Here is a 22,122-nt window from a genome sequence, read left to right as displayed (position 1 = left end):
ACCTTGAGGCACCAGTTCCAATTCGATTTTGCCTGCACGATAGAGTTCATCAAAGACCCAAGAGTCGGACTGACGCGGGAACGAACAAATGACTTTTTTCACAGCACCCGCTTTGAGGAGCTTGGCTAACCCATAGTCGCCATTGCCAGCATTGTTACTGACGATAGTGAGGTCTTTGATCCCGAGTTGAATCAAGCCATCAATCAGTTCAGCAGGTTGTCCTGCTGTGCCAAAACCACCAATCATAATGGTTGAGCCATCCTTTATTTGCGAAAGTGCTTCTGTTAAAGAAGCTGAACTTTTATCAATCATAATATTGTCCTAGGTACAGCGTACCTATTAACTTTTAGAACTTGAATTGGAGCGTGAAGCTAAAGCTGAAACTTCAGGACTACGTTTGGTTAAAATCAGATGCGCAGTTAAACCAATGACGATGCCCCAAAAAACTGAACTTAGGCCTAAAAAATGCATACCTGAAGCTGTAGCCAAAAAGGTAATGAGGGCAGAATCGCGTTGAGATTCATCTTTCATGGCTACAGCAATATTGGTTGAAATCGCTCCCAATAAAGCCAAGCCAGCCAAAGCAGCAACAAGCTCTTTTGGCAGCAAGCTGAAGAGCAGAACGATACTGCCTGCGAACAAACCACCTAAAATATAGAAAATGCCGTTAGCAACGCCTGCGATATAGCGTTTTTCTTTTAACTCATGCGCATCTTTGCCCATGCACAGTGCAGCCGTAATCGACGCTAAAACAATGGTGATACCGCCGACACATGCAACAGCTAAAGACGCAATACTGGTGGTGGTAATAATCGGCTTGGCAGGCATGTCATAACCGCTCAGTTTCATGATGGCCATGCCCGGTAAAAACTGTCCTGTCAGGCTGACTAAAATCAAAGGCAGGGCAAGGTTTAAGGTGGAGTGCCAAGTCCATTCGGGACTGATGAATTGAGGAATCGCAAGTTGGAAATCTAAACTCACTGCATTCATTTCACCAAGCCCAAAGCTCAAGGCCACACCTGAAAGCAGTACCCAAAGCATGCTATAGCGTGGTGAAATTCGTTTTGCGACTAAAAAGACAAACAGCATGCTAAACACAATAATCGGCATACTGTTAGTGGCACTAAACAGACCTAAACCAAACTGAAATAAGATCCCTGCCATCATGCCTGCTGCAACCGATTGTGGAATCCATTTCAATAATTTATCAAAGTAACCACTGATCCCGATCAGGAAAATCACCAAGGCTGAGGTAATATAAGCGGCTACAGCTTCATTCAGGCTAATATTCGGGAACAGCGTGACCAATAAAGCCGTACCCGGCGCAGACCATGCGGTAATTACAGGGACTTTAAACTTAATGGAAAGAAAGATCCCTGCCACGGCTGCCCCTATAGAAATACCCCAAATCCATGAAATCATCATGGTCGGGGAAACTTGAGCTTGTTGCGCAGCCTGAAAGAAGATAATGAGTGGTCCTGAATAGGAAATCAGCACGGCCAAAAATCCTGCGACAGTGGCTGAAATAGACCAATCTTCTTTCAAAGTTTTAAACAGGGTAGCCATTCATTTGCCTCCATGCAGACATGATCCTGTATATAAAGTTTTGTGACGATCAATTAGCCTTGATCGCCACCGCCTACAGGAACCACTGTACCTGTCATATATGACGAATCATCTGAAGCAAGAAATACAATCGCATTGACTTGTTCCTGAATCGTGCCATAGCGGTTCATAAAACTACGATCAATAGTTTGATCGACCACTTGTTGCATCCACGTTTTTTCATTTTCAGACAGTGGATTTGCATTGCGTGGCACTTTGCGTGGCGGTGCTTCGGTTCCACCTGTCGCAACTGCATTCACGCGGATGCCATCTTTGGCATGCTCAAAAGCCAGTGATGCAGTAAGGGCATTCACTCCGCCTTTGGAAGCCGAATAGGGCACTCGGTTAATACCGCGAGTCGCAATAGAAGATACATTTACAATCGTACCTTTCTGATTTTTAATCATTTCAGGTAAAACTGCTCGACAACACCACAGCGTTGGAAATAATGAGCGATTCACTTCTTTGATGATTTCTTCTTCAGAAAATTCGTCAAAGGGTTTCATCCAAATCGCACCACCGACATTATTGATGAGTACATCAACACGGCCATAGATTTCAAGTGCTTTATCTACAACACTTTGTGCGCCTGCAAAGGTTTCAAGATTGGCTTTGACTGTTATAGCGTCGCCTTGATGTGCTTCAATCTCTGCTAATGTTTCATCTACATAGTCGGATAAATCAGCTAAGACAACTTGCGCACCTTCTTCAGCCACTTGGAGTGCAACACCGCGACCAATGCCTTGAGCGGCACCAGTCACAATCACGACTTTGTTTAAAAATCTTTGATTTAACGCCATTTTTGAACTCGCTCATCATCCGATATAAAGATGATTTTCTAAATTTATAAATTTGGCACGCCGGCGTCCTAACATTTGAATATCACTTACCGGATTAACCTTCGGTTGGACTTACTTTCCTTTTGGGAAAATGAGAAGCAGCGCTTCGCAAGAAACCACCTTGCGGTGCAGTGCACCTCATCGCAAAACTCGTCAGAAACCGATTACTTGATATCTTTCTCTCAGAAAAGGCTTTTTTACCAAGCAGTCTGGCCTCGAACAATTGCGAATGACGTTTTCGCGTATCATTTTTTCTATGACTTAAATATTGGGTGATCTATTAGTTTGCAGAGAATTTTTCAAACAGGAAGTTTGCAGGCTTTACGCCTTCGCTATCTAACCAACCACGAACAGCATCAACCATAGGGACAGGACCACAAAGGTAGACATCAACATCCCCGCCATTGAGCCATTCATTGTCAATGTGCCCAGTTACATAACCTTTACGCTCATGTGCAGAGTCTGGACTTGCAACTACGGTACGGTATTCAAACCATGGAAGTTTAGCTTGGAGGGCATTGAGCTGTTCTAAAGCCACTAAGTCGAAATCATTGGTAACACCAAACACTAAACGAACAGGGTGTTCAGCGCCTTTTTCTTCTAAAGTTTGTAGCATAGACATAAAGGGTGCAATACCAGTACCGCCTGCAAGCATAACCACAGGACGAACCACATTACGCAAATAGAAGCTACCAAATGGACCAGTAAACGTCATTTTGTCGCCCGCTTTGGCAGCACCACTTAAAAAGCTACTCATTTTGCCATTCGGCACATTACGGACCACGAAACCAGTTAAACGGTTGCCCGGTTTCGAGCTAAATGAATATGAACGTGTTTCTGCTGTCTCTGGAATGCCTACGTTGACATATTGACCAGCAAGGAAGTGAATGTCAGGTTGACCTTCATCGAGCTGAATATCAAAAGTAATGGTCGACTCTGATAAGTTTTCAACAGCAACTAATGTGCCTTGATACTGGTGAATTTCGGTTTTACACACTTCAGATGACGCTTGAATTTGGAATACGGCATCTGAGGTCGGACGGCATTGGCAAGCCAAAATATAGCCTTGTTCCGCTTCTTCTGGTGTTAATGCATCTTCAATATACGTCTCTTCAGGCATGTCATAACTACCAGATTCGCAAAAAGCGCGGCAAGTTCCACATGCACCATCACGGCAGTCTAGCGGAATGTTAATTTTTTGGCGGTAAGCGGCATCTGATAAAGACTCACCTTGAGTCACGGTAATAAAACGCGTTACGCCATCTTCAAATTGAAGTGCAACATTGTGGTTTGACATGGCTGAATATCCTTTAAAAACTTTGAAACTTGGAACTTTCAGCCAAAACTCCATTTGGCTGAAAGCATACTAAGGATGTGTGGCTAACTTAGAGGTGATAAATATCAATCACTTGGTTGATATAATCGTTTTTCAGTACCACGTATTTACTTAAAATTTGTGGTTTTTCACCTGAAAAGTCGATTTCATAACGTGACATACCAAAGTAGCTATAACTGGTTTTGTAGCGGAAGCTCAGCGTATTCCAGTTAAAACGGACAGTAACTTTATCGCCATCACGCTCAATCATTTCGATGTTGTTCACATTGTGACAAGTACGTGTGTCTGGCATAGTCGCAGAGGAGCGCTCAGTTTTAATGCGGAAGACACGGTCTTCTAAACCTTGACGGTCAGGATAGTAAATCAGTGAAATTTCAGACTGCGGATCCGTCGTCAATGTATCATCGTCATCCCATGCAGGCATCCAAAACGATGCAGAAGGGGCATAGCATGCGAGCCAATCGTCCCATTGCTCATCATCTAAAAAACGTGCTTCTTGATACAAAAACTGACTAACTTGTTCGATGCTAACGGTATTGAGTGTTGTAGGAGCATTCATGCAACTTCTCCTTGTTCATTTGCAGTTTCAACAGCCAGTGCTTTTTCATTGGCAATGGCAATTTTCATCATGTCTAACCAGTGTTGGTGTTGAGCAAGATAGAGGCCTTCATCTTCAGTTTTGACACCTGAAAGCTTTGGTTTTAGACCAATTTCATTGGCAGCATCATCTGGGCCATGAATCCAATGTTTTGAACCGCGGCACATATCATTCCATTCCAGCTCAATGCCTGCGTAGCCCGCTTGGCATGCACGGAATTCTTCTAAATCATCGGGTGTAGCCATGCCTGAGGCATTGAAGAAGTCTTCATATTGGCGAATACGACGTGTACGTGCTTCCGTGTCTTCACCAACAGGCGCGATACAGTAAATGGTGACTTCGGTTTTATTGACTGAAATCGGGCGGAGTACACGAATTTGTGAACCGAACTGATCCATCAAATAGACGTTTGGATAAAGACATAAGTTACGTGAACGCTCAATCATCCACTTCGACATTGCTTCGCCAAATTTTTCAGAGTATTCGTCGGCTTTCGGGAAGTTTGGACGGTCTTCTGGGTTCGCCCATTGTGTCCAAAGCAGCATGTGACCATTGTCAAAACCGTATGAACCACCGCCTTGTTTACCCCAAGCACCTGCGCTCATGGCACGGATGTTGTCACCCGCTTGTTTTTCTTTACGCTGTTGAGTGGTCGCTGCATAGTTCCAGTGTACCGCGGAAACGTGATAACCATCTGCGCCATTTTCCGCAGTCAGTTTCCAGTTGCCTTCATAAGTGTAGGTAGATGCACCACGTAAAACTTCGAGACCTTGTTCAGACTGATCCACAATCATGTCAATGATTTTGCTGGTTTCGCCTAAGTATTCTTCTAAAGAGGGAACATCCGGATTTAAGCTACCGAACAAGAAACCTTTATAGTTGCCAAAACGTGCAACTTTTTTCAGATCATGTGAACCTTCATGGTTAAAACAGTCTGAATAACCTGCATCTGCTGGGTCTTTAACTTTTAAAAGTTTGCCAGAGTTGTTAAATGTCCAACCGTGGAAAGGGCATGTATAGGTTGCTTTATTGCCACGTTTATTACGACAAAGCTGTGCACCACGGTGTGAACAGGCATTAATCATGGCATTGAGTTCACCATTACGGTTACGTGCAATCAGAATAGGCTGACGGCCAATATACGTTGTGTAATAGTCATTGTTATTTGGAATTTGGCTTTCGTGTGCCAAGTAAACCCAGTTACCCTCGAAGATATATTTCATTTCTAGGTCAAAAAGGGCTTGATCAGTAAAAACTGAACGATGAAGTTTGAATTCGCCTGTTTCAAAGTTGTCGACAAGTAATTCGTCGATACGATCGAGATGGCTAGTATTAATAACTGGGATACGTGGCATGTCCGTTCTCCGACTTTCCAAAAGTGAGGAAGTCCCCGAAATGCGACTTTGCAGTGGCTATTTCGGTTCCAAGGGTAATTAAGCGCTAGCGCGACGACGCTCAACTTCAGTTGATGGGGCAGCTGCTTGGTCTTTCACAAGTTCAACATTGAATTGAATGTGTTTGAATGGACCAGTTAAACCACGGCGCGCAATTTCAGCTTCATCGGTAATATCGACAGCAGTAGCCACTAAGCCTTCACGGGTTGCAAATGCAAAGTCATCCCACAGGTATTGGTCACCCTCAATGTTGAATTGAGTGGTTAACTTGCGGTAGCCTGGCGCAGATACAAAGTAATGTACGTGCGAAGGGCGGTTACCGTGACGGCCTAACTTGTTCAATACAAATTGAGTTGTTCCTTCTGGTGGGCAACCGTAACCGACAGGCATCGTGGTGAGAGCAACGTATTTACCATCTTGGTCGCTAATGATTGAACGACGTAGATTGAAGTCTGATTGTGACTTATCGAAGAAAGAGTAGTTGCCTAAGCTATTGGCATGCCAAACTTCAACTTTTGCACCTTCAATAATCTGACCATCAGTATCAGTCACTGTCCCTTCAATAATTAAAGTCGGAATTTTGCCTTCTTCAGAACCATCATCCATACGTGCAAAACCAACTGATTCAGGTGCGCCAGCTACATATAAAGGACCTTCGATAGTACGTGGTGTTCCGCCTGTAATGCCTGCTTTGGCATCGGCTTCGTCTGCACGTAAGTCGAGGTAGTGCTCAAGGCCAAGCCCCGCTGCAAGTAACCCGAGTTCGTTGGCTTGGCCTGCATCCGTGAAGTATTCTAGGCCTTTCCAAACTTCAGTTTGACTCAAATCTAAGTCTTCAATTGCTTGGAATAAGTCACCCAATAGGCGAACTACAATTTGTTGAGTACGTGCGTCTACAGGGCCTGTTGCTGTATCCACATTCATTGTTTTGACTAGTGCATCAATCTGTTGACGATTCATACTATTGCTCCTTAAGTATGTTTGCTGTGTGGTGGCTGGCTTTATGAATAGGTTGAAAAGCTAGCTGCCACGCTCCTTGTTAATTTCTTTCACTGGATCATTCATCAGTTTCCAGTGATTAAACTGCATTAAATCTTTTTAAATTAGCGATCATCTTCGCGAATAGACGATGGATGTCGGTTCAAAGGCATCACTTCAATATTCATATACGGGTACAGGGGTAAACCTTGCAAAATGTTGTGTAGCTCTTCATTGCTGTCTACATCAAAAATACTGATGTTTGAGTACTGACCTGTAATGCGCCAAATATGTCGCCATTTGCCCTGAGCTTGTAGCTCTTGCGAATATGCTTTTTCGACTGCTTTAATTTCACTGGCAGTTTCAGCAGGCATATCCAGTGGAATGTTTACATCCATACGTACGTGAAAAAGCATGTGTAACTCCTAAACGGTTAAGACGTCGCTTAAGCGCGGCGCAGCTGATCAATCTTGTTTTCATCTAACTCAATACCGAGTCCTTTGCCTTGGGGCAGATGTAAGGCGAAGTCAGTGTATTGAAGTGGGGTTTTTAAAATATCTTGGGTTAACAACAGTGGGCCGAATAACTCGGTGCCATAAGCTAAATTTTCAAAGGTCGAAAACAAATGTGCCGAAGCAATCGTGCCGACTGCACCTTCAAGCATGGTGCCGCCGTATAGGTCAATTCCTGCTAAGTTGGCAATCTTTGCGACTTCATGACCTTCGATTAGTCCACCAGACTGAGCTACTTTGACTGCAAAAACAGAGGCTGCATTGGTTTTGGCTAAACGGTAGGCTGAGCTCGGCCCCATGAGCGATTCATCCGCCATAATGGCAAGATCAAAACGTCGTGTTAAACGCTGCATCGCATCAATGTTGTCGATTGCACAGGGTTGTTCAATCAGGTCAACACCACCATTTTGTAGCAGTTGAATGCCTTTAATCGCATCTAGCTCAGACCATGCACGGTTCACATCAACACGGATGGAAATGTCTGAACCCAATGCTTGTTTAATTGCAAGAACATGTTCAACATCTTCTTCTACACGACGCGAGCCAATTTTAAGTTTGAAAATATTGTGGCGTTTCGTCTCAATCATTTTTTGAGCTTCAGCAATATCTTTTTCAGTATCACCAGATGCCAACACCCAGAGCACAGATAAGCTGTCACGCAAACGCCCGCCCAATACTTCAGACAAGGGTAAATCTAAACGTTGTGCTTGGATATCTAGCAGGGCGGTTTGAATTGCGCATTTGGCAAAACGGTTACCATTAATGTTCTTTTTCAAAGCACGCATGGTTTGTGCGATGTTTGGAGCTTTAAGGGACTTCAATAAAGGTGCAAAATAAGTTTCAATATTGGTCTTAATACTTTCAGGGCTTTCTTCACCGTAGCCCAGTCCGCCAATCGTTGTTGCTTCACCCCAGCCGACAAAGCCATCTTCAGTGCTGATTTTCACCAATACAAGCGTTTGCGTTTGCATAGTCGCTACCGCCATTTTGTGTGGGCGAATAGTGGGGATTTCGACGAGTAAGGTTTCTATAGATTTATACATCTTAACTCTGCGCAGCCTTGCGTTGTGTACCTGATGTGATATACCTTAAAAGAATAAATATGAACTGTCGAAGATCAAATTAGCATTTTAATATATCTTAAAGGTATCAAAGGTCATGGAATTGAGACACCTCCGCTACTATGTAGCTGTTGTAGAAGAGCAGAGCTTTACCAAAGCTGCTGAAAAATTATTCATAGCGCAGCCCCCGCTTAGCCGTCAGATACAGAATCTGGAAGCTGAGTTAGGAGTGCAATTATTTGAACGCGGTAGCCGCCCACTCAAGACCACAGAAGCAGGGCAATTCTTCTATCAACATGCGGTTAAACTTTTGTCTAATGCCGAAGAAGTAAAAACCATGACTCAGCGGGTGGGTTTGGTGGAAAAAACGGTAACGATGGGCTTTGTGGGTTCTTTGTTATATGGGTTATTGCCTAAAATTGTGTATTTATTTCGCCAGCAACAGCCGCATTTAAAAATAGAATTGATTGAAATGAGTACCAAAGACCAAATTCAAGCCTTAAAAGAAGGGCGTATTGATGTTGGTTTTGGACGTTTACGCATTTCCGATCCTGCTGTGCGTCGGGTTTTACTGCGTGAAGAACCATTGATGTTAGCGGCACATTCTAGTCACCCTTTAACGGCACACAAGCAGGGGGTCTACCTGTCTGACTTGGTTGATGAAAATTTATTTCTTTATCCAAGTCATCCCAAGCCAAATTTTTCGACTCAGGTACAAAGTCTATTTTCAGAATATGGGCTCGAACCGAAACATTTAAAAGAGGTTCGTGAAATACAGTTAGCACTGGGTTTGGTCGCCGCTGGAGAAGGGATTTGTGTAGTTCCAGAAAGTGCAAGAACCATTCAACTCCCGCATTTGAACTACATTCCAATCTTAGATGATGCGGCAAGAAGCCCAATTTTTCTTGCGATTCGCTCTATGGATGAAAGTGAGGATATTCGCTCGCTATTTGATTGTATTTATCAGGTTTATGACCTCGAAGCGATCAAATATGACCGTGCTTTTATTTAAAATTTGAGTTTCAAATTTAACTGTTAAAACTATGCATATATTTAAAAATATGTGATTTAAGCCATCTAAGCAGGTGGCTTTTTTTATGGCATTTTGTCGGCCAAAGAAGATTATTTCTAGCCGATTTATTTTCAATTATTCATATATGTATTTAATTATAAACAATAAAATTGGTAACCGACCTTAAAGGTATAAATATAGAGTTATTCGGTTTTGGACAAGAAAGTCACTTTTACTGCAATGTGCACAGCAACAGAACATTCGCAAGCAGGAGGCTTAAAGTGAATACAAATCCAGTTAATATCAACACGGTGGTCGATGAAGCCAAATTTACGCCCTTTCATTGGAGTGTGCTCATTTGGTGTCTACTGATTATTATTTTTGATGGTTACGATTTAGTCATCTACGGTGTGGCATTGCCACTTCTGATGCAAGAGTGGGGACTCAGTGCAGTACAAGCAGGTTTACTTGCGAGTACAGCCTTGTTTGGCATGATGTTCGGTGCAATGAGCTTTGGTACGTTGTCTGACAAATTGGGCCGTAAAAAGACCATTATGATTTGTGTGGCTATTTTTAGTGGTTTCACCTTTTTAGGCGCATTTGCAAGTAACCCTATTGAGTTTGGTATTTTACGTTTTCTTGCAGGGCTTGGCATTGGGGGAGTGATGCCAAACGTGGTCGCGCTCATGACTGAATATGCCCCAAAGCGCATTCGTAGCACACTTGTTGCGGTTATGTTCAGTGGTTATGCCATTGGTGGCATGACATCAGCTTTATTGGGTGCATGGTTAGTGACGGACTATGGTTGGAAAATCATGTTCTATATCGCCATCATTCCATTTTTGGCTTTACCGATTCTTTGGAAGTTTTTACCTGAATCGTTAATGTTCCTGACTAAAAAAGGCGAAACTGAAAAAGTCCGTCAAATCGTGCAAAAGATTGCGCCAGAACAAAACATTCAGCTAGAGACCACTTTTAAATTGAATGATGCGGTTGCAGGTGATGATGCACCATTAAAAGCATTGTTCCAACAAGGTCGTACCTTTAGCACCATGATGTTTTGGGTGGCATTCTTTATGTGCCTGCTCATGGTCTATGCGCTTGGAAGCTGGTTACCAAAACTCATGATTCAAGCAGGCTATTCGCTTGGTGCAAGTATGATTTTCTTATTTGCTTTAAATATTGGCGGTATGGTTGGCGCAATTGGCGGTGGTGCTTTGGCAGACCGTTTCCACTTAAAACCAGTTTTAACAACGATGTTCACCGTGGGTGCTATTGCACTGATTCTACTCGGTTTCAACAGTCCACAAATAGTGCTGTACGGTTTAATTGCAATTGCAGGCGCAGCGACTATTGGTTCACAAATTCTACTGTATACCTTTGTTGCACAATTCTACCCAACAGCAGTGCGCTCTACAGGTATGGGCTGGGCTTCAGGCATAGGACGCATTGGCGCAATTGTTGGACCTGTACTCACAGGTGCGCTGTTAACTTTTGAGTTGCCACATCAAATGAATTTTCTCGTGATTGCGATACCTGGTGTGATTGCGGCTTTAGCAGTGTTTATGGTGAATTTAAAAGTATCTGTTGATGGTGAAAAAGCTAAATCAAAACAAGTGTTTGATGCAGTTAAATCCACGGCCAATTAAATAATATTGAACCCATGAGTCTAGTGCATTAGTAGTAGGCTCATGTTAAAAACTGAACGAACTGTTAGAATCAATATGCTTTTTTATAAGTTGTTTTTAACGCAGTTTTAATGCGATAAAAGATTAATTTTAAAGTATTAAAAAAATTGCATTGCGTTGAATAACAGCAGTGAAAAAGAGATCCAAAATATTAAGAGTAAAAGTCAGGACAGACTTATATACACAGGACCCGTGTTAAATGAAACAATTTAAGAAGAATGCTTTAGTTGTCACTTTATCTATGTTCAGTAGCGCTGCATTACATGCGCAAAGCAATACTACGACAGAAGTTGAACAACTGAGAAATGAAGTAAATGCGTTAAGACAAATGCTTCAACAGTACACTCAGCAACAACAGCAGCAAGCTGTTCAACTGAGTGCTGTTGAGCGACAAGTGTCAACAGCACCTAAGACGGTTGAAAAAACGGGTTTGGGTTTAACCAAAGGTGGGGCAGAGTTCAATTTATACGGTAATGTTCGTATGGACGCATCGTATCAGGCTGAAGGTGGTGCTCGTGATATGCCGTATAATCAGATCAATAGTGTGCCTTTAGACGGGAATGCTGAAAATAGCGATCGTTTAAGATCAACACTTTCAGCAACACGATTAGGTTTGGATTTTAAGGCACCCATGGCCGATCAGAACTTAAATGCTAAAATTGAGGTTGACTTTTTAGGCGGTACAAACCTTGATAATTTACGTATTCGTCATGCGTATTTAAATTATGGGAACTGGTTAATTGGTCAAACCTGGTCAAACTTTGCAACCCCAGACTATATCCCTGAAACGATTGATGCTTTGGCTTATGTGGGTGCTTCAATTAAACGTACCCCTCAAGTGCGTTATACTCATAAATTCACGCCAAATACCAACTTAGTTGCAGCCGTGGAAGATCCGAAAGATAGTAGCATTAGCCAACGTATGCCTGCATTTACCGGACGAGTGAACCATAAGTTTAACGATGCATTATCAGTCAGTGGACGTGCAATGGCGCATGAAAAACGCATTCAAAATGAAGAAAAGTGGGCGTATGGCGTAGGTGTTGGTGCCAAATTTGACATCTCTCCGGTCACTTCGGTAAAAGCCGATTATTATCATGTCAAAGGCGATAGCAGCTTTGTATCCTTTACCAACTCGGGTGTTGTTTCAACGGGTACAAGTATTGAACAAAGTGAGTTTGACTCAATTACTGTCGGTTTAACGCAGAAATTTAATGACAAGTTACGCGGCACGTTAGCTTATGGTTATATGACTTTTGATAAAAATCAGGACTATCTTGATGCTGTCGCTGATGATACCAAAATCAATAAAAACTTATGGCAGGCATGGGGGAATTTATTCTATAGCCCTGTTCAGCCTGTTAGTCTTGGGATTGAGTATGTCTACGGTGAGCGTGAGGCGTTTGCACCTGCGGCAAATGGCAGTAAGAAAGGTGAAGACAACCGTGTGAACTTGGTTGCGATTTATAACTTTTAGTCTTTGACGTGAAACTTCGCGCATAAGAACTGAAGGAATAATCCTTCAGTTCTTATTTTTTTATTCAATGTTTCGGTTTTTAAGCGGCTAATAACTGTTTAGCTGCAATACGATGTTCAGCTTGTAAGCGTTCTAAATCTACCGAGACTAGGTTTTGATTTTTTACGATCCATTGACCTTTGATCATTACATGTTCTGCACGATCAGCGCCACAAAGTAATAGTGCAGCAAGTGGATCATGTGCACCTGAAAAACGAAGTTCATCTAGACTATAAAAAGCAAGATCTGCCTGATAGCCAACAGCAATTTGCCCTAAATGCTGTTCACGCCCCAACAGTTGTGCTGACCCTTTTGTTGCCCAGCCAAGAGCTAGCTCAGGCGTGATGGTTTCGGCACCGTATTTTAAACGCTGTAAATACATAGCTTGACGCGTCTCAAGTATCAAATTAGAAGCATCGCCAGAAGCAGAACCATCCACACCAAGTCCAATAGGAACACCTGCTTGTATGAGATCAAAGGTTGGGCAAATACCTGAAGCTAGACGCATATTAGAATGCGGACAATGACAAATTCCGACATGGGCTTGTCCTAAGCGTGTAATTTCCTCGGCATTAAAATGGATACCGTGAGCCAGCCATGTTCTGCTATTGAGCCAGCCTACGCTTTCTAAATAATCAACGGTTCGCATACCAAACATATGCATGCAAAAGTTTTCTTCGTCAAGGGTTTCTGCTAAATGGGTATGTAGACGAACGTCGTAAAAATCCGCCAGTTTAGCGCTTTCGCGCATAATATCTTGTGTCACAGAAAAAGGAGAGCAAGGCGCAAGAGCAATATTCACCATGGCGTCTTCACTACGCTGATGATAGCGCTGAACCAGACGCTCAGAGTCTTTTAAAATAGTATCTATTTCTTGAACAGTATGTTGTGGTGGTAAACCACCTGCATCTGAACCTAAGCTCATTGAACCGCGAGTGAGCATAACTCGTAAACCAATTTGTTGTGCAGCTTGTACTTGAATATCAATCGCGTCAGTTAATTGTTCTGGAAATAAATAATGGTGGTCGGCTGCGAAGGTACAACCTGAAAGCACGAGTTCTGCCAAAGCTACTTGTGTCGCTAAATGCAGTTGCTCTGGATTAAGCTTGGCCCAAACTGGATAAAGGGTTTTCAGCCAAGGAAAAAGTGGCGCATTTACAACAGGAGCCCAAGCCCGAGTTAGAGTTTGATAAAAATGATGATGGCTATTAATAAGCCCTGGCGTAATGACAAGATTTTTGGCATCAAATATTTCTTCAAAGGGTTGAGTAGGGCTGGCTCCTAGAGCAATCAGCTCAGTGATTTTCCCATCTGAAATCAGTAGTCCCCCGCGCGCATCAAATGCATTTGCAGTATAAATAGCCATTGGGTTTTTAATCCATATTGAAGCCATAGATCAACCTAAATATTTTATTTGATAGAACTACAGCAACTTTTATACCAAGCTTATAATTTATCAACACAAAAAATTAGAGCAGCGTCATACTGTTTTTGACTTTCTCCATTTGCTCAACTAAATGCTTAATCATGACCTGAGAAATGCGTGAAATTTGTCTTTTAGGCGCAACACAAAGTGCAATAGTGAGAGGATATAGACCCTTTTCATGGATTGGGCTAAAAATTAGCTTTTCATTTTGGATGAGGGGATATGCATCAATATACGACAGTAAGCCAATGCCCAAATTACGTTTTAATAGTGATGTCAACATATGGATATCATTGCACTCTGTTTTCTGCGATGGCGTAAATTTATGGTGCTTATACAATGCGTTGGCATAGTCATGAATAATGAGTGGTGCGCACGGAATTAAATGCTTAAAGCTAACTGTATCTGAAAAATTGATTTTTGGGGCTTTAGCTAATGGATGTTGTTTGGACATGACAAATCCGAGTGGGATTTCGATAAATGCCAAAACATCTAGATGATGATGTTCTTTGGGATTCAGCAAAATACCAAAATCAATTTCAGCATTGGCAATCATTTTTGCAACTTGATCACTGTCTTGGATTTGAATATTAAAATTGATCCAAGGATATTGCTGGTAAATATACTCAATAGAGTCAAGCACAAAACCATCACTTAATGCTGAAATTAATCCTAACTCAATATTCCCTCGTGACAAGCCCTGAATTTCATCAAACCTGACTCGTGTCATTTGGAATTCTTTTTGCCACTTTAAAAGGTCAGCATATAACATTTCACCTGCAAGTGTGAGCTTTAGGCCATTGGGCAAGCGTTCAAATAATGGTACTCCCAGCTCTTCTTCAGCAAGAGCAATTTGGCGATGGACTGCAGACACTGAAATATAAAGTTGATCTGCGGCTTTTCTTAGACTTCCTGTTCTGGCAACAGCAATGAAATAGTCTGAAAAACGTGAAAATGGAGTGCTAATCGTCAAATGGATATACCCCAAGTATGTTTAAAAGCAAGGTAGTAAATGATTGAGCATTTTCCTAGACCGGAACAATGATAAGAATTAAGCGATTTCCATGCCAAAAACTGCAAAATCTCAGAGTTATGCGCTATGTTCAAACAAAAGGTGTTCTTATTTTTAGAATGAAATGTACGAAACATTCTAATAGACAGAATGTTATAAAAATCTTTATTTTTTAATCAAATACAACGGTTTTATCAACGAGGAAAAAATAGCTTGTTGATAGATAAATTGATGAAATAAAGAACCTTTTGTGAGTTAAATATGAATGCAATTCCAGTGCTTAATCTCTTTAGTCAACCGCATGGCAGCGACTTTGATCCAACGGATTGGAATATTTTAGCGCAGCATTGGTATCCAGTAGCGCGCATTCAGGATGTTACAGATAAACCGCAACAAGTCATTCTTTTAGACGTCAAGATGGCGTTGTATAAAACGGAAAGTGGCAGTATTCATTTAGTTCGAGATATCTGTCCACATCGAGGTGTACCTTTGACTAAAGGCTGGATTAAAGGCGAAGACTTGGTCTGTCCATATCATGGCTTACACTACAATACTGATGGCAAGTGCGTCAAAATTCCTGCGCAACCTGAATTAACCCAAATTTCAGACCGTTTTTCTCTAACTAAATTTCCTGTGGTTCTAAGGTATGGTCTGATCTGGACCAGTTTATTTGGTCGCAATGAAACAGATGCGAATTTCCCAAATTTAGATACATGGGATCATGGTGAACATCAAGCAATTTTACCGCCATATGTAGATATCGGTGGTTCAAGTGGACGTCAACTTGAAGGTTTTATTGATGTCGCTCATTTTGCTTGGGTACATAGTGCTTCCTTTGCTGATGCCGATAATCCTGTGGTGCAAAAGTATTCAACAGTAAGAACAGACTATGGTTTACATACGGAATATGTCAGTGATGTCAGCAATTACCCACATGGCATGCAGCATTTAGCACCTGAAGGATTTTTATGGAAGCGGGTCTTTGATGTTTATCCACCATTTTCAGCGATCCTGACTATATATTTCCCAGAAAACGGGGTGCTGAAAATTTTAAACGCCTGTTGCCCAGTCTCGCACAATAAAACCCGTTTATTTGTACCACTGACCCGTAACTTTGATACCACTGGAGACTTAGAAGCTGTTTACGCCTTTAATGCACAAATTTTTGCTGAAGATCAAGACATGGTTGAAAGCCAAAAACCAGAAGAGCTACCACTTGATATTGGTATGGAGGCGCACTTTGAAGCAGACCGTTCTTCGACCACATATCGTCGTATTCTGGCGGAGTGGGGTTTAAGTAAGCGTTATATCGTTTAGTTTTTAGAAATGGAGTAGATCATTGTGAATCAGCCGAGCCATGAACAGATTATTCGATTTTTAAAGCTTTCAAATGATGTTGGAAGGCGTGCAATCAGTTTAGGGCACCACCCATTTGGTGCAGTATTGGTTGCACCTGACCATGAGACTGTCCTGTTAACTCAGTGCAATATTGACACTGTAAATCATGCAGAGTCGACCTTAGCACGTGTGGCTGCAACCAATTATTCACCAGAATATTTATGGAACTGCACACTATATACAGCTGTAGAGCCATGTTGCATGTGCTCAGGTACGATTTACTGGGCAAATATTGGACGCGTGGTTTATGCCATGACAGAGGAAAAACTTTTAGTGTGTACAGGTAATCATAATGAGAACCCAACCATGAATGTTTCTTCACAATATATATTTTCTCATGGGCAAAAAAATATTGATTTAATTGGTCCAATTCTTGAACTTGAAAAAGAAACAGTAGATCTGCAAATGAGTTTTTGGGCCAATAGATAATATTATTATTTATTTAAATTTGGTTGATTGTCGATTTTTTATAATGCAATCATTTAGAGTTGATAATAATTTTTACTTAGTTAAATAATCTATGGTGGAACAAAAATGCATTTAAAACGAAGATTATTAAAAAGTGTTATGTTGTTTTGTGTCAGTGCTGGAACATGGATGAGTCATACCGTGTATGCACAGGATAAAGCCGCTTTTGTTTATTTAGGACCGACCAGTGATCATGGCTGGTCATATTCACATGACCAAGGGCGGATCAAAGCAGAAAAAATATTGGCAGGTAAATTTAAGACGTCTTATATCGAAAATGTACCCGAAACAGCCGATGCAGAACGGGTGATTCGTAATCTTGCACAACAAGGAAATAAAGTCATATTCGGAACGTCTTTTGGTTATATGAATGCTATGGAGAAAGTTGCGAGGCAATTTCCTAATACTGTATTTATGCATGCAACTGGCTATAAGCAAGCTAAGAACTTAGGGGTGTATGAGCTTAGAACTTATGAAGGGGCCTATTTGTTGGGCGTGCTAGCGGGACAGAAAACCAAGACTAATATCATTGGAGTTGTTGCGTCATTTCCTATTCCAGAAGTTGTTAGAAACATCAATGCATACACACTGGGTGCACAAAGTGTAAATCCAAAGGTGAGCACCAAAGTGATTTGGGCAAATACATGGTTTAATCCAGGAAAAGAGCGTGATGCTGCAATGGCACTCATTGCACAAAAAGCAGATGTGCTCATGCAAAACACAGACTCTCCTGCTGTGGTGCAAGCTGCACAGCAAAAAGGGGTGTATGCATTTGGTTGGAACTCAGACATGAGCAAATTTGGACCAAAAGCTCATTTGGCAGCAGCTGTATTACACTGGGAAAAAATTTATGAGCCAGTGATGAAACAAGTTCAGAATAAAACTTGGAAATCAACTGCTTATAAGTATGGTGTGAAACAAAATGCAGTGAATATTGAAAATTTTGGAGTAGCAGTTTCTACCGCTGAAAAAAATAAAGCGCTAGCAGTTCGAGACTCACTCAAAACAGGGGCAATTCACCCATTTTCAGGACCGTTGTATAAACAGGATGGCAGTTTAATTATAGCCAAAGGCAAAACGCTGACAGATGTAGAACTCAGCAAGATGAACTATTACGTCAGGGGTGTAGACGGCTCACTACCTAAATAAATAGTCATGACTAAATCGAAAAATAACCGCCTAGAGCTGTATGGCACACTCTGGGCTTTACACATGAGGGTTAAATATGAGTATTCCTGTTATAGATCTTCACTATGCTTTCCACCCAAATGCCAATCAGTTAGATGACATTGTGCGATCAATCCGAACTGCTGCAATGAGCTCAGGCTTTTTCTATGTGAAAAATCACTCGATAGATTTGGCTTTGGTGCAACGGCAGTTTGAACTTGCAAAGGAGCTTTTTGATTTACCTCAAAGTGTCAAAAAAAAGTATGACCAAAATAATAGTCCAAGTCATAGAGGTTTTGAGGAAATTGCAGCGCAAAAGCTCGACTTTACTGCTAAGGCCGACATTAAAGAAGGATTTTATTGTGGTAAGAACTATGCTCCAGATCATCCTTTTGTGGTCGCAAAATATCAAAATTATGGCTTAAATCAATGGCCGCATACGGAAGTGCCTGAAACTGAGGCGTTCTGCCAAGCATATATTGATGCCATGATGGGGCTCTCTGAGAGAATTATGCAGCTTTTGGCTTTATCATTAAATTTGCCAGAGCATTATTTTGATGAATGCTGTATAGATCCAATGGTAACACTAAGAATGCTACGCTATCCCGCTCATCCGAAAGATGCCGCTGCTGATACTTTTGGTGCAGGTGCGCACACAGATTGGGGTTCAATCACCATTTTAGCGCAAGATGATTTGGGCGGCCTAGAGGTCTGTATGCCTGATGGCGTTTGGGTTTCTGCACCACCGATTGCTGATACCTTTGTGGTGAATTTGGGTGATTTAATTCCAAGATGGACCAATGGCTTATATAAGTCCAATCCACATCGAGTTCGAAACTTATATTCAAATGGAAAGTCACGTTATTCCATTCCATTTTTCTATGGTCCGAGTTATTTCACACAAATTGATGCACTTCCTGGAACAATTCAGCAGGGAGAGCGCTCCAGTTACACATCATGTACGGCAGGAGAACATATGGAGGAGATGTATCAACGTTCGTTTGATGTAAAACCACAAGAAATTCCTGTTTATGAATAAAATCCTTATGTTCACTTTTTATTATAAAATTTATTTTATATAAATAATAACTGATGTGTATTTAAAATAAAAAAACCACCATAAATAATGGTGGTTTTTTATTTTATTGAAAAATTATTAAAATAATAAATATATTTATAGTGGTGCAGTTCTATTTTTCTAAATAGTTGGAACGAATATTGCTAATTATTAGAAAGAGGGTATGAAAGATCCATTTATATCGAGTCAATATATTTTTAGGTTAAAACCTAGGGAGCCGATGATGTCAAAATGTTTAGAAAATAAATTTTCGATGAAAAAAACAGCTATAAAAATAGTACTCACAAGTCTATTGGGGTTGATGGGGGCTACACAGGCATTTGCTGTAGATAAAGCTGCTTTTGTATATATTGGCCCGACCAGCGATCATGGTTGGACATATTCACATGATCAAGGACGAATCAAGGCGGAAAAAGCCTTGGCTGGAAAATATAAGACGTCTTATATCGAAAATGTACCCGAAACGGCTGATGCAGAACGTGTGATTCGTAATTTGGCACAACAAGGTAATAAAGTAATTTTTGCAACTTCTTTTGGCTATATGAATGCCATGGAAAAAGTGTCGAAACAGTTCCCTAATACTGTATTTATGCATGCAACTGGCTACAAACAGGGTAAAAACCTAGGGGTCTATGATGTGCGGACTTATGAAGGGGCGTATATGCTTGGAGTCGTCGCTGGTCAAAAAACCAAATCGAATGTGCTCGGTGTAGTTGCCTCGTTCCCAATCCCCGAAGTGGTGCGCAATATCAATGCTTACACATTGGGTGCACAAAGTGTTAATCCAAAAGTGAAAACGAAAGTCATTTGGGTGAACTCTTGGTTTAACCCAGGTAAAGAACGTGATGCTGCACTGGCCTTAATTTCACAAAAAGCAGATGTATTAATGCAAAACACTGACTCGCCAGCAGTTGTACAAGCGGCACAACAAAAGGGTGTTTTTGCCTTTGGCTGGGACTCTGATATGAGTAAATTTGGCCCTAAAGCACACTTGGCTGCATCGGTTTTGCATTGGGAAAAAATTTATACTCCAACCATGACTCAAGTGGCAAATAAAACATGGAAACCAAGTGCAACTTGGTATGGCGTAAAACAAAGTGCAGTCAATATTGAAAATTTTGGACCTTCTGTTCCTGCCAATGTTAAAGCCTCAGCACTCAAAGTACGTGATGACATTCATTCAGGCAAACTTCACCCATTTTCAGGACCGATTTATAAACAAGATGGCAGTTTGGTGATTGCCAAAGGAAAAACTTTAGATGATGCGACGCTGAGCAAAATGAACTATTACGTCAAAGGTGTAGAAGGTTCACTTCCGAAATAACGCATCGTTTGAGACGTCACGGTTTTGTCCATTTAGTACGATACGAGCTGAATGGACATTCAATGCAGAGATTCGAAAGAGCATCACAATCATGAATACACCAGACAGTCATATCACTAAGGTCATGCATAGAGAACCTCAACAAGCAAGTACTCGCTTAGAGTTAATTAATATTTGCAAAAGTTATAATTCGCTACGTGCAAATGATCAAATTCATCTCAAAGTTCATGCGGGTCAAATCCATGCCATCTTAGGCGAAAATGGTGCTGGAAAAAGCACACTCATGAAAATTATTTATGGTGCGACCAAAGCCGATGAAGGCCAAATTCTTTGGAATGGTAAAGAAGTCAAAATAGATAGCCCTTCGACAGCGAGAAAATTGGGCATTGGCATGGTTTATCAGCATTTTTCTTTGTTTGAGACTTTAACTGTTGCAGAAAATATTCAACTTGGTCTTGATGAGAAAATTGACATAAAAACGCTCAATGAAAAAATCATTGCAGTATCTGAACAATACGGTTTACCTGTTGATCCGCGCCGTGAAGTGTATTCACTCTCAGTGGGCGAACGGCAACGTGTGGAAATTATCCGCTGTCTATTACAAAGCCCCTCCCTCATTATTTTAGATGAACCAACCTCAGTACTTACTCCACAAGCGGTTCAACAATTATTTAAGACATTGAAATTACTCGCTTCACAAGGTGTCTCTATTTTGTATATCAGTCATAAACTTCATGAAATTAAAGAGTTATGTGATGAAGCAACCATTTTACGAAATGGTAAAGTTACAGGCCATGTTAGACCAGAAGAAAATAGTACTAGTGATTTGGCGCGTTTAATGATTGGACGTGAGTTACCTACGTATATTCACGATGAATATCTAGGTGAGAAGCAAATATTGTTTGAGGTTTCGAGTTTAAATCAACCCACAGATGATCCTTTCGGTGTTGCGCTAGAAAATATCAGCCTGAACTTAAAAGCGGGAGAGATCCTCGGTATTGCAGGTATTTCGGGCAATGGGCAAGCAGAACTTTTGTCTTTAATCTCTGGAGAGAAAATAACCACAAATGGCAGCATTTATCTAGAGGGGCAAAATGTCGGCAAGATATCCGCAGGTGCACGTCGTGATTTGGGCTTAGGCTTTGTCCCCGAAGAACGTTTAGGGCGAGGTGCTGTACCCAATATGACACTGTCTGAAAATGCGCTATTGACTGCATTTAGGCAGGGTTTGACTAAATTTGGACTGATTAACTTTGAAAAAACCAAACTATTTGCAGAAAAATGTATTGAAAAATTTAGTGTAAAGGCTTCTGGTGCACAAGCAGAAGCACGCTCACTTTCAGGTGGTAACTTACAAAAATTCATCGTGGGTCGAGAAATTTTACAACAGCCCAAAGTTCTCATTATTTCTCAACCCACTTGGGGCGTTGACGTAGGAGCATCAATGTTTATTCGACAAACATTGATTGATTTATCTAGACAAGGCGTTGCGATTTTGGTGATTTCTGAAGAGCTCGAAGAATTGTTTGAAATTAGTGATTACATTTGTGTATTGGCTGCTGGAAAACTATCCGAACCTATGCAGACCCGTAGTACCAATGCAGAACAAATTGGGTTGTTGATGTCAGGGATTACCAGTGTTGCACACACTGTAGATTTAGCTCATTCACAACAAGTTCAAGCTTAACCATTTCATCTAAAGGTGGTCAC

The 22,122-nt window shown here is 41.3% G+C and carries 20 protein-coding genes; 9 read left to right on the top strand and 11 right to left on the bottom strand.

Annotated features, from left to right (window positions below):
• The 9 genes from ACE01U_RS08555 to ACE01U_RS08515 form a co-directional block, all read right to left on the bottom strand.
• The coding region (locus ACE01U_RS08555) for a 3-oxoacid CoA-transferase subunit A (protein ID WP_395579201.1) at positions 1 to 312 on the bottom strand (312 nt) is incomplete at its 3' end.
• Positions 313 to 339: 27 nt separating this feature from the next.
• Positions 340 to 1,566, bottom strand: a complete 1,227-nt coding sequence (gene benE, locus ACE01U_RS08550) for a benzoate/H(+) symporter BenE (protein WP_395579200.1) — start codon at positions 1,564 to 1,566, stop codon at positions 340 to 342.
• A gap of 53 nt (positions 1,567 to 1,619) precedes the next feature.
• Positions 1,620 to 2,405, bottom strand: a complete 786-nt coding sequence (gene benD, locus ACE01U_RS08545; RefSeq protein ID WP_395579199.1) for a benzoate diol dehydrogenase BenD — start codon at positions 2,403 to 2,405, stop codon at positions 1,620 to 1,622.
• 319 nt (positions 2,406 to 2,724) lie between these two features.
• On the bottom strand, positions 2,725 to 3,741 hold the full coding sequence (gene benC, locus ACE01U_RS08540; protein WP_395579198.1) for a benzoate 1,2-dioxygenase electron transfer component BenC: 1,017 nt from the start codon (positions 3,739 to 3,741) through the stop codon (positions 2,725 to 2,727).
• Positions 3,742 to 3,829: 88 nt separating this feature from the next.
• The gene (gene benB / locus ACE01U_RS08535; RefSeq protein WP_119063934.1) at positions 3,830 to 4,339 is read right to left on the bottom strand and encodes a benzoate 1,2-dioxygenase small subunit; all 510 of its coding nucleotides are present in this window, start codon (positions 4,337 to 4,339) and stop codon (positions 3,830 to 3,832) included.
• Positions 4,336 to 5,733: a benzoate 1,2-dioxygenase large subunit gene (benA, locus tag ACE01U_RS08530; protein WP_110975457.1), complete on the bottom strand. Its 1,398-nt coding sequence runs from the start codon at positions 5,731 to 5,733 to the stop codon at positions 4,336 to 4,338. The genes benB and benA overlap by 4 nt, the downstream gene beginning before the upstream one ends.
• 78 nt (positions 5,734 to 5,811) lie before the next feature.
• Entirely contained in the window at positions 5,812 to 6,732 is a 921-nt protein-coding gene (gene catA / locus ACE01U_RS08525; protein ID WP_119063935.1) for a catechol 1,2-dioxygenase, read from the bottom strand.
• Between the two features lie 143 nt (positions 6,733 to 6,875).
• Positions 6,876 to 7,166 (bottom strand): muconolactone Delta-isomerase, encoded by a 291-nt coding sequence (gene catC / locus ACE01U_RS08520; RefSeq protein WP_005399484.1) that lies wholly within the window; start codon positions 7,164 to 7,166, stop codon positions 6,876 to 6,878.
• A gap of 29 nt (positions 7,167 to 7,195) precedes the next feature.
• Positions 7,196 to 8,305 carry a muconate/chloromuconate family cycloisomerase gene (locus tag ACE01U_RS08515; protein ID WP_395579197.1) on the bottom strand — a complete coding sequence of 370 codons (1,110 nt, stop codon included), beginning with the start codon at positions 8,303 to 8,305 and terminating at the stop codon, positions 7,196 to 7,198.
• A 115-nt stretch (positions 8,306 to 8,420) separates the two neighbouring features.
• On the opposite strand from ACE01U_RS08515, the gene ACE01U_RS08510 reads away from it, so the two are divergent.
• The 3 genes from ACE01U_RS08510 to ACE01U_RS08500 all read left to right on the top strand — a co-directional run bounded on the left by ACE01U_RS08510 (position 8,421) and on the right by ACE01U_RS08500 (position 12,500).
• Complete coding sequence (locus ACE01U_RS08510) at positions 8,421 to 9,335, top strand: LysR family transcriptional regulator (protein ID WP_086210932.1); 915 nt, start codon at positions 8,421 to 8,423, stop codon at positions 9,333 to 9,335.
• A gap of 281 nt (positions 9,336 to 9,616) precedes the next feature.
• Entirely contained in the window at positions 9,617 to 10,984 is a 1,368-nt protein-coding gene (locus tag ACE01U_RS08505; RefSeq protein ID WP_395579196.1) for an MFS transporter, read from the top strand.
• Between the two features lie 238 nt (positions 10,985 to 11,222).
• Positions 11,223 to 12,500, top strand: coding sequence for a DcaP family trimeric outer membrane transporter (locus ACE01U_RS08500; protein WP_395579195.1), 1,278 nt, complete (start codon positions 11,223 to 11,225; stop codon positions 12,498 to 12,500).
• A 79-nt stretch (positions 12,501 to 12,579) separates the two neighbouring features.
• Here ACE01U_RS08500 and ACE01U_RS08495 read toward each other — a convergent pair whose 3' ends face one another.
• Together ACE01U_RS08495 and ACE01U_RS08490 are read right to left on the bottom strand one after the other, a co-directional pair.
• Entirely contained in the window at positions 12,580 to 13,932 is a 1,353-nt protein-coding gene (locus tag ACE01U_RS08495) for an 8-oxoguanine deaminase (protein WP_086210929.1), read from the bottom strand.
• A 76-nt stretch (positions 13,933 to 14,008) separates the two neighbouring features.
• Entirely contained in the window at positions 14,009 to 14,932 is a 924-nt protein-coding gene (locus tag ACE01U_RS08490) for a LysR family transcriptional regulator (RefSeq protein WP_086210942.1), read from the bottom strand.
• Positions 14,933 to 15,238: 306 nt separating this feature from the next.
• Between ACE01U_RS08490 and ACE01U_RS08485 the strand changes: the two genes are divergently transcribed.
• From ACE01U_RS08485 to ACE01U_RS08460, 6 genes are all read left to right on the top strand, one after another.
• Positions 15,239 to 16,294, top strand: coding sequence for a Rieske 2Fe-2S domain-containing protein (locus ACE01U_RS08485; protein WP_395579194.1), 1,056 nt, complete (start codon positions 15,239 to 15,241; stop codon positions 16,292 to 16,294).
• 24 nt (positions 16,295 to 16,318) lie between these two features.
• Positions 16,319 to 16,804, top strand: a complete 486-nt coding sequence (locus ACE01U_RS08480; RefSeq protein WP_151706862.1) for a nucleoside deaminase — start codon at positions 16,319 to 16,321, stop codon at positions 16,802 to 16,804.
• A 138-nt stretch (positions 16,805 to 16,942) separates the two neighbouring features.
• Positions 16,943 to 17,992, top strand: coding sequence for a BMP family ABC transporter substrate-binding protein (locus tag ACE01U_RS08475; RefSeq protein WP_228157007.1), 1,050 nt, complete (start codon positions 16,943 to 16,945; stop codon positions 17,990 to 17,992).
• Positions 17,993 to 18,068: 76 nt separating this feature from the next.
• Positions 18,069 to 19,049, top strand: coding sequence for an isopenicillin N synthase family dioxygenase (locus ACE01U_RS08470; RefSeq protein WP_086210925.1), 981 nt, complete (start codon positions 18,069 to 18,071; stop codon positions 19,047 to 19,049).
• A 340-nt stretch (positions 19,050 to 19,389) separates the two neighbouring features.
• Positions 19,390 to 20,412, top strand: a complete 1,023-nt coding sequence (locus ACE01U_RS08465; RefSeq protein WP_228199441.1) for a BMP family ABC transporter substrate-binding protein — start codon at positions 19,390 to 19,392, stop codon at positions 20,410 to 20,412.
• 124 nt (positions 20,413 to 20,536) lie between these two features.
• Positions 20,537 to 22,099: an ABC transporter ATP-binding protein gene (locus tag ACE01U_RS08460; RefSeq protein WP_228147031.1), complete on the top strand. Its 1,563-nt coding sequence runs from the start codon at positions 20,537 to 20,539 to the stop codon at positions 22,097 to 22,099.
• Positions 22,100 to 22,122: the final 23 nt, after the last annotated feature.

The sequence above is a fragment of the Acinetobacter halobius genome, assembly GCF_044130335.1.
In the GTDB taxonomy this organism is placed as follows: domain Bacteria; phylum Pseudomonadota; class Gammaproteobacteria; order Pseudomonadales; family Moraxellaceae; genus Acinetobacter.
This window is presented reverse-complemented; position numbering and strand designations above follow the sequence as displayed.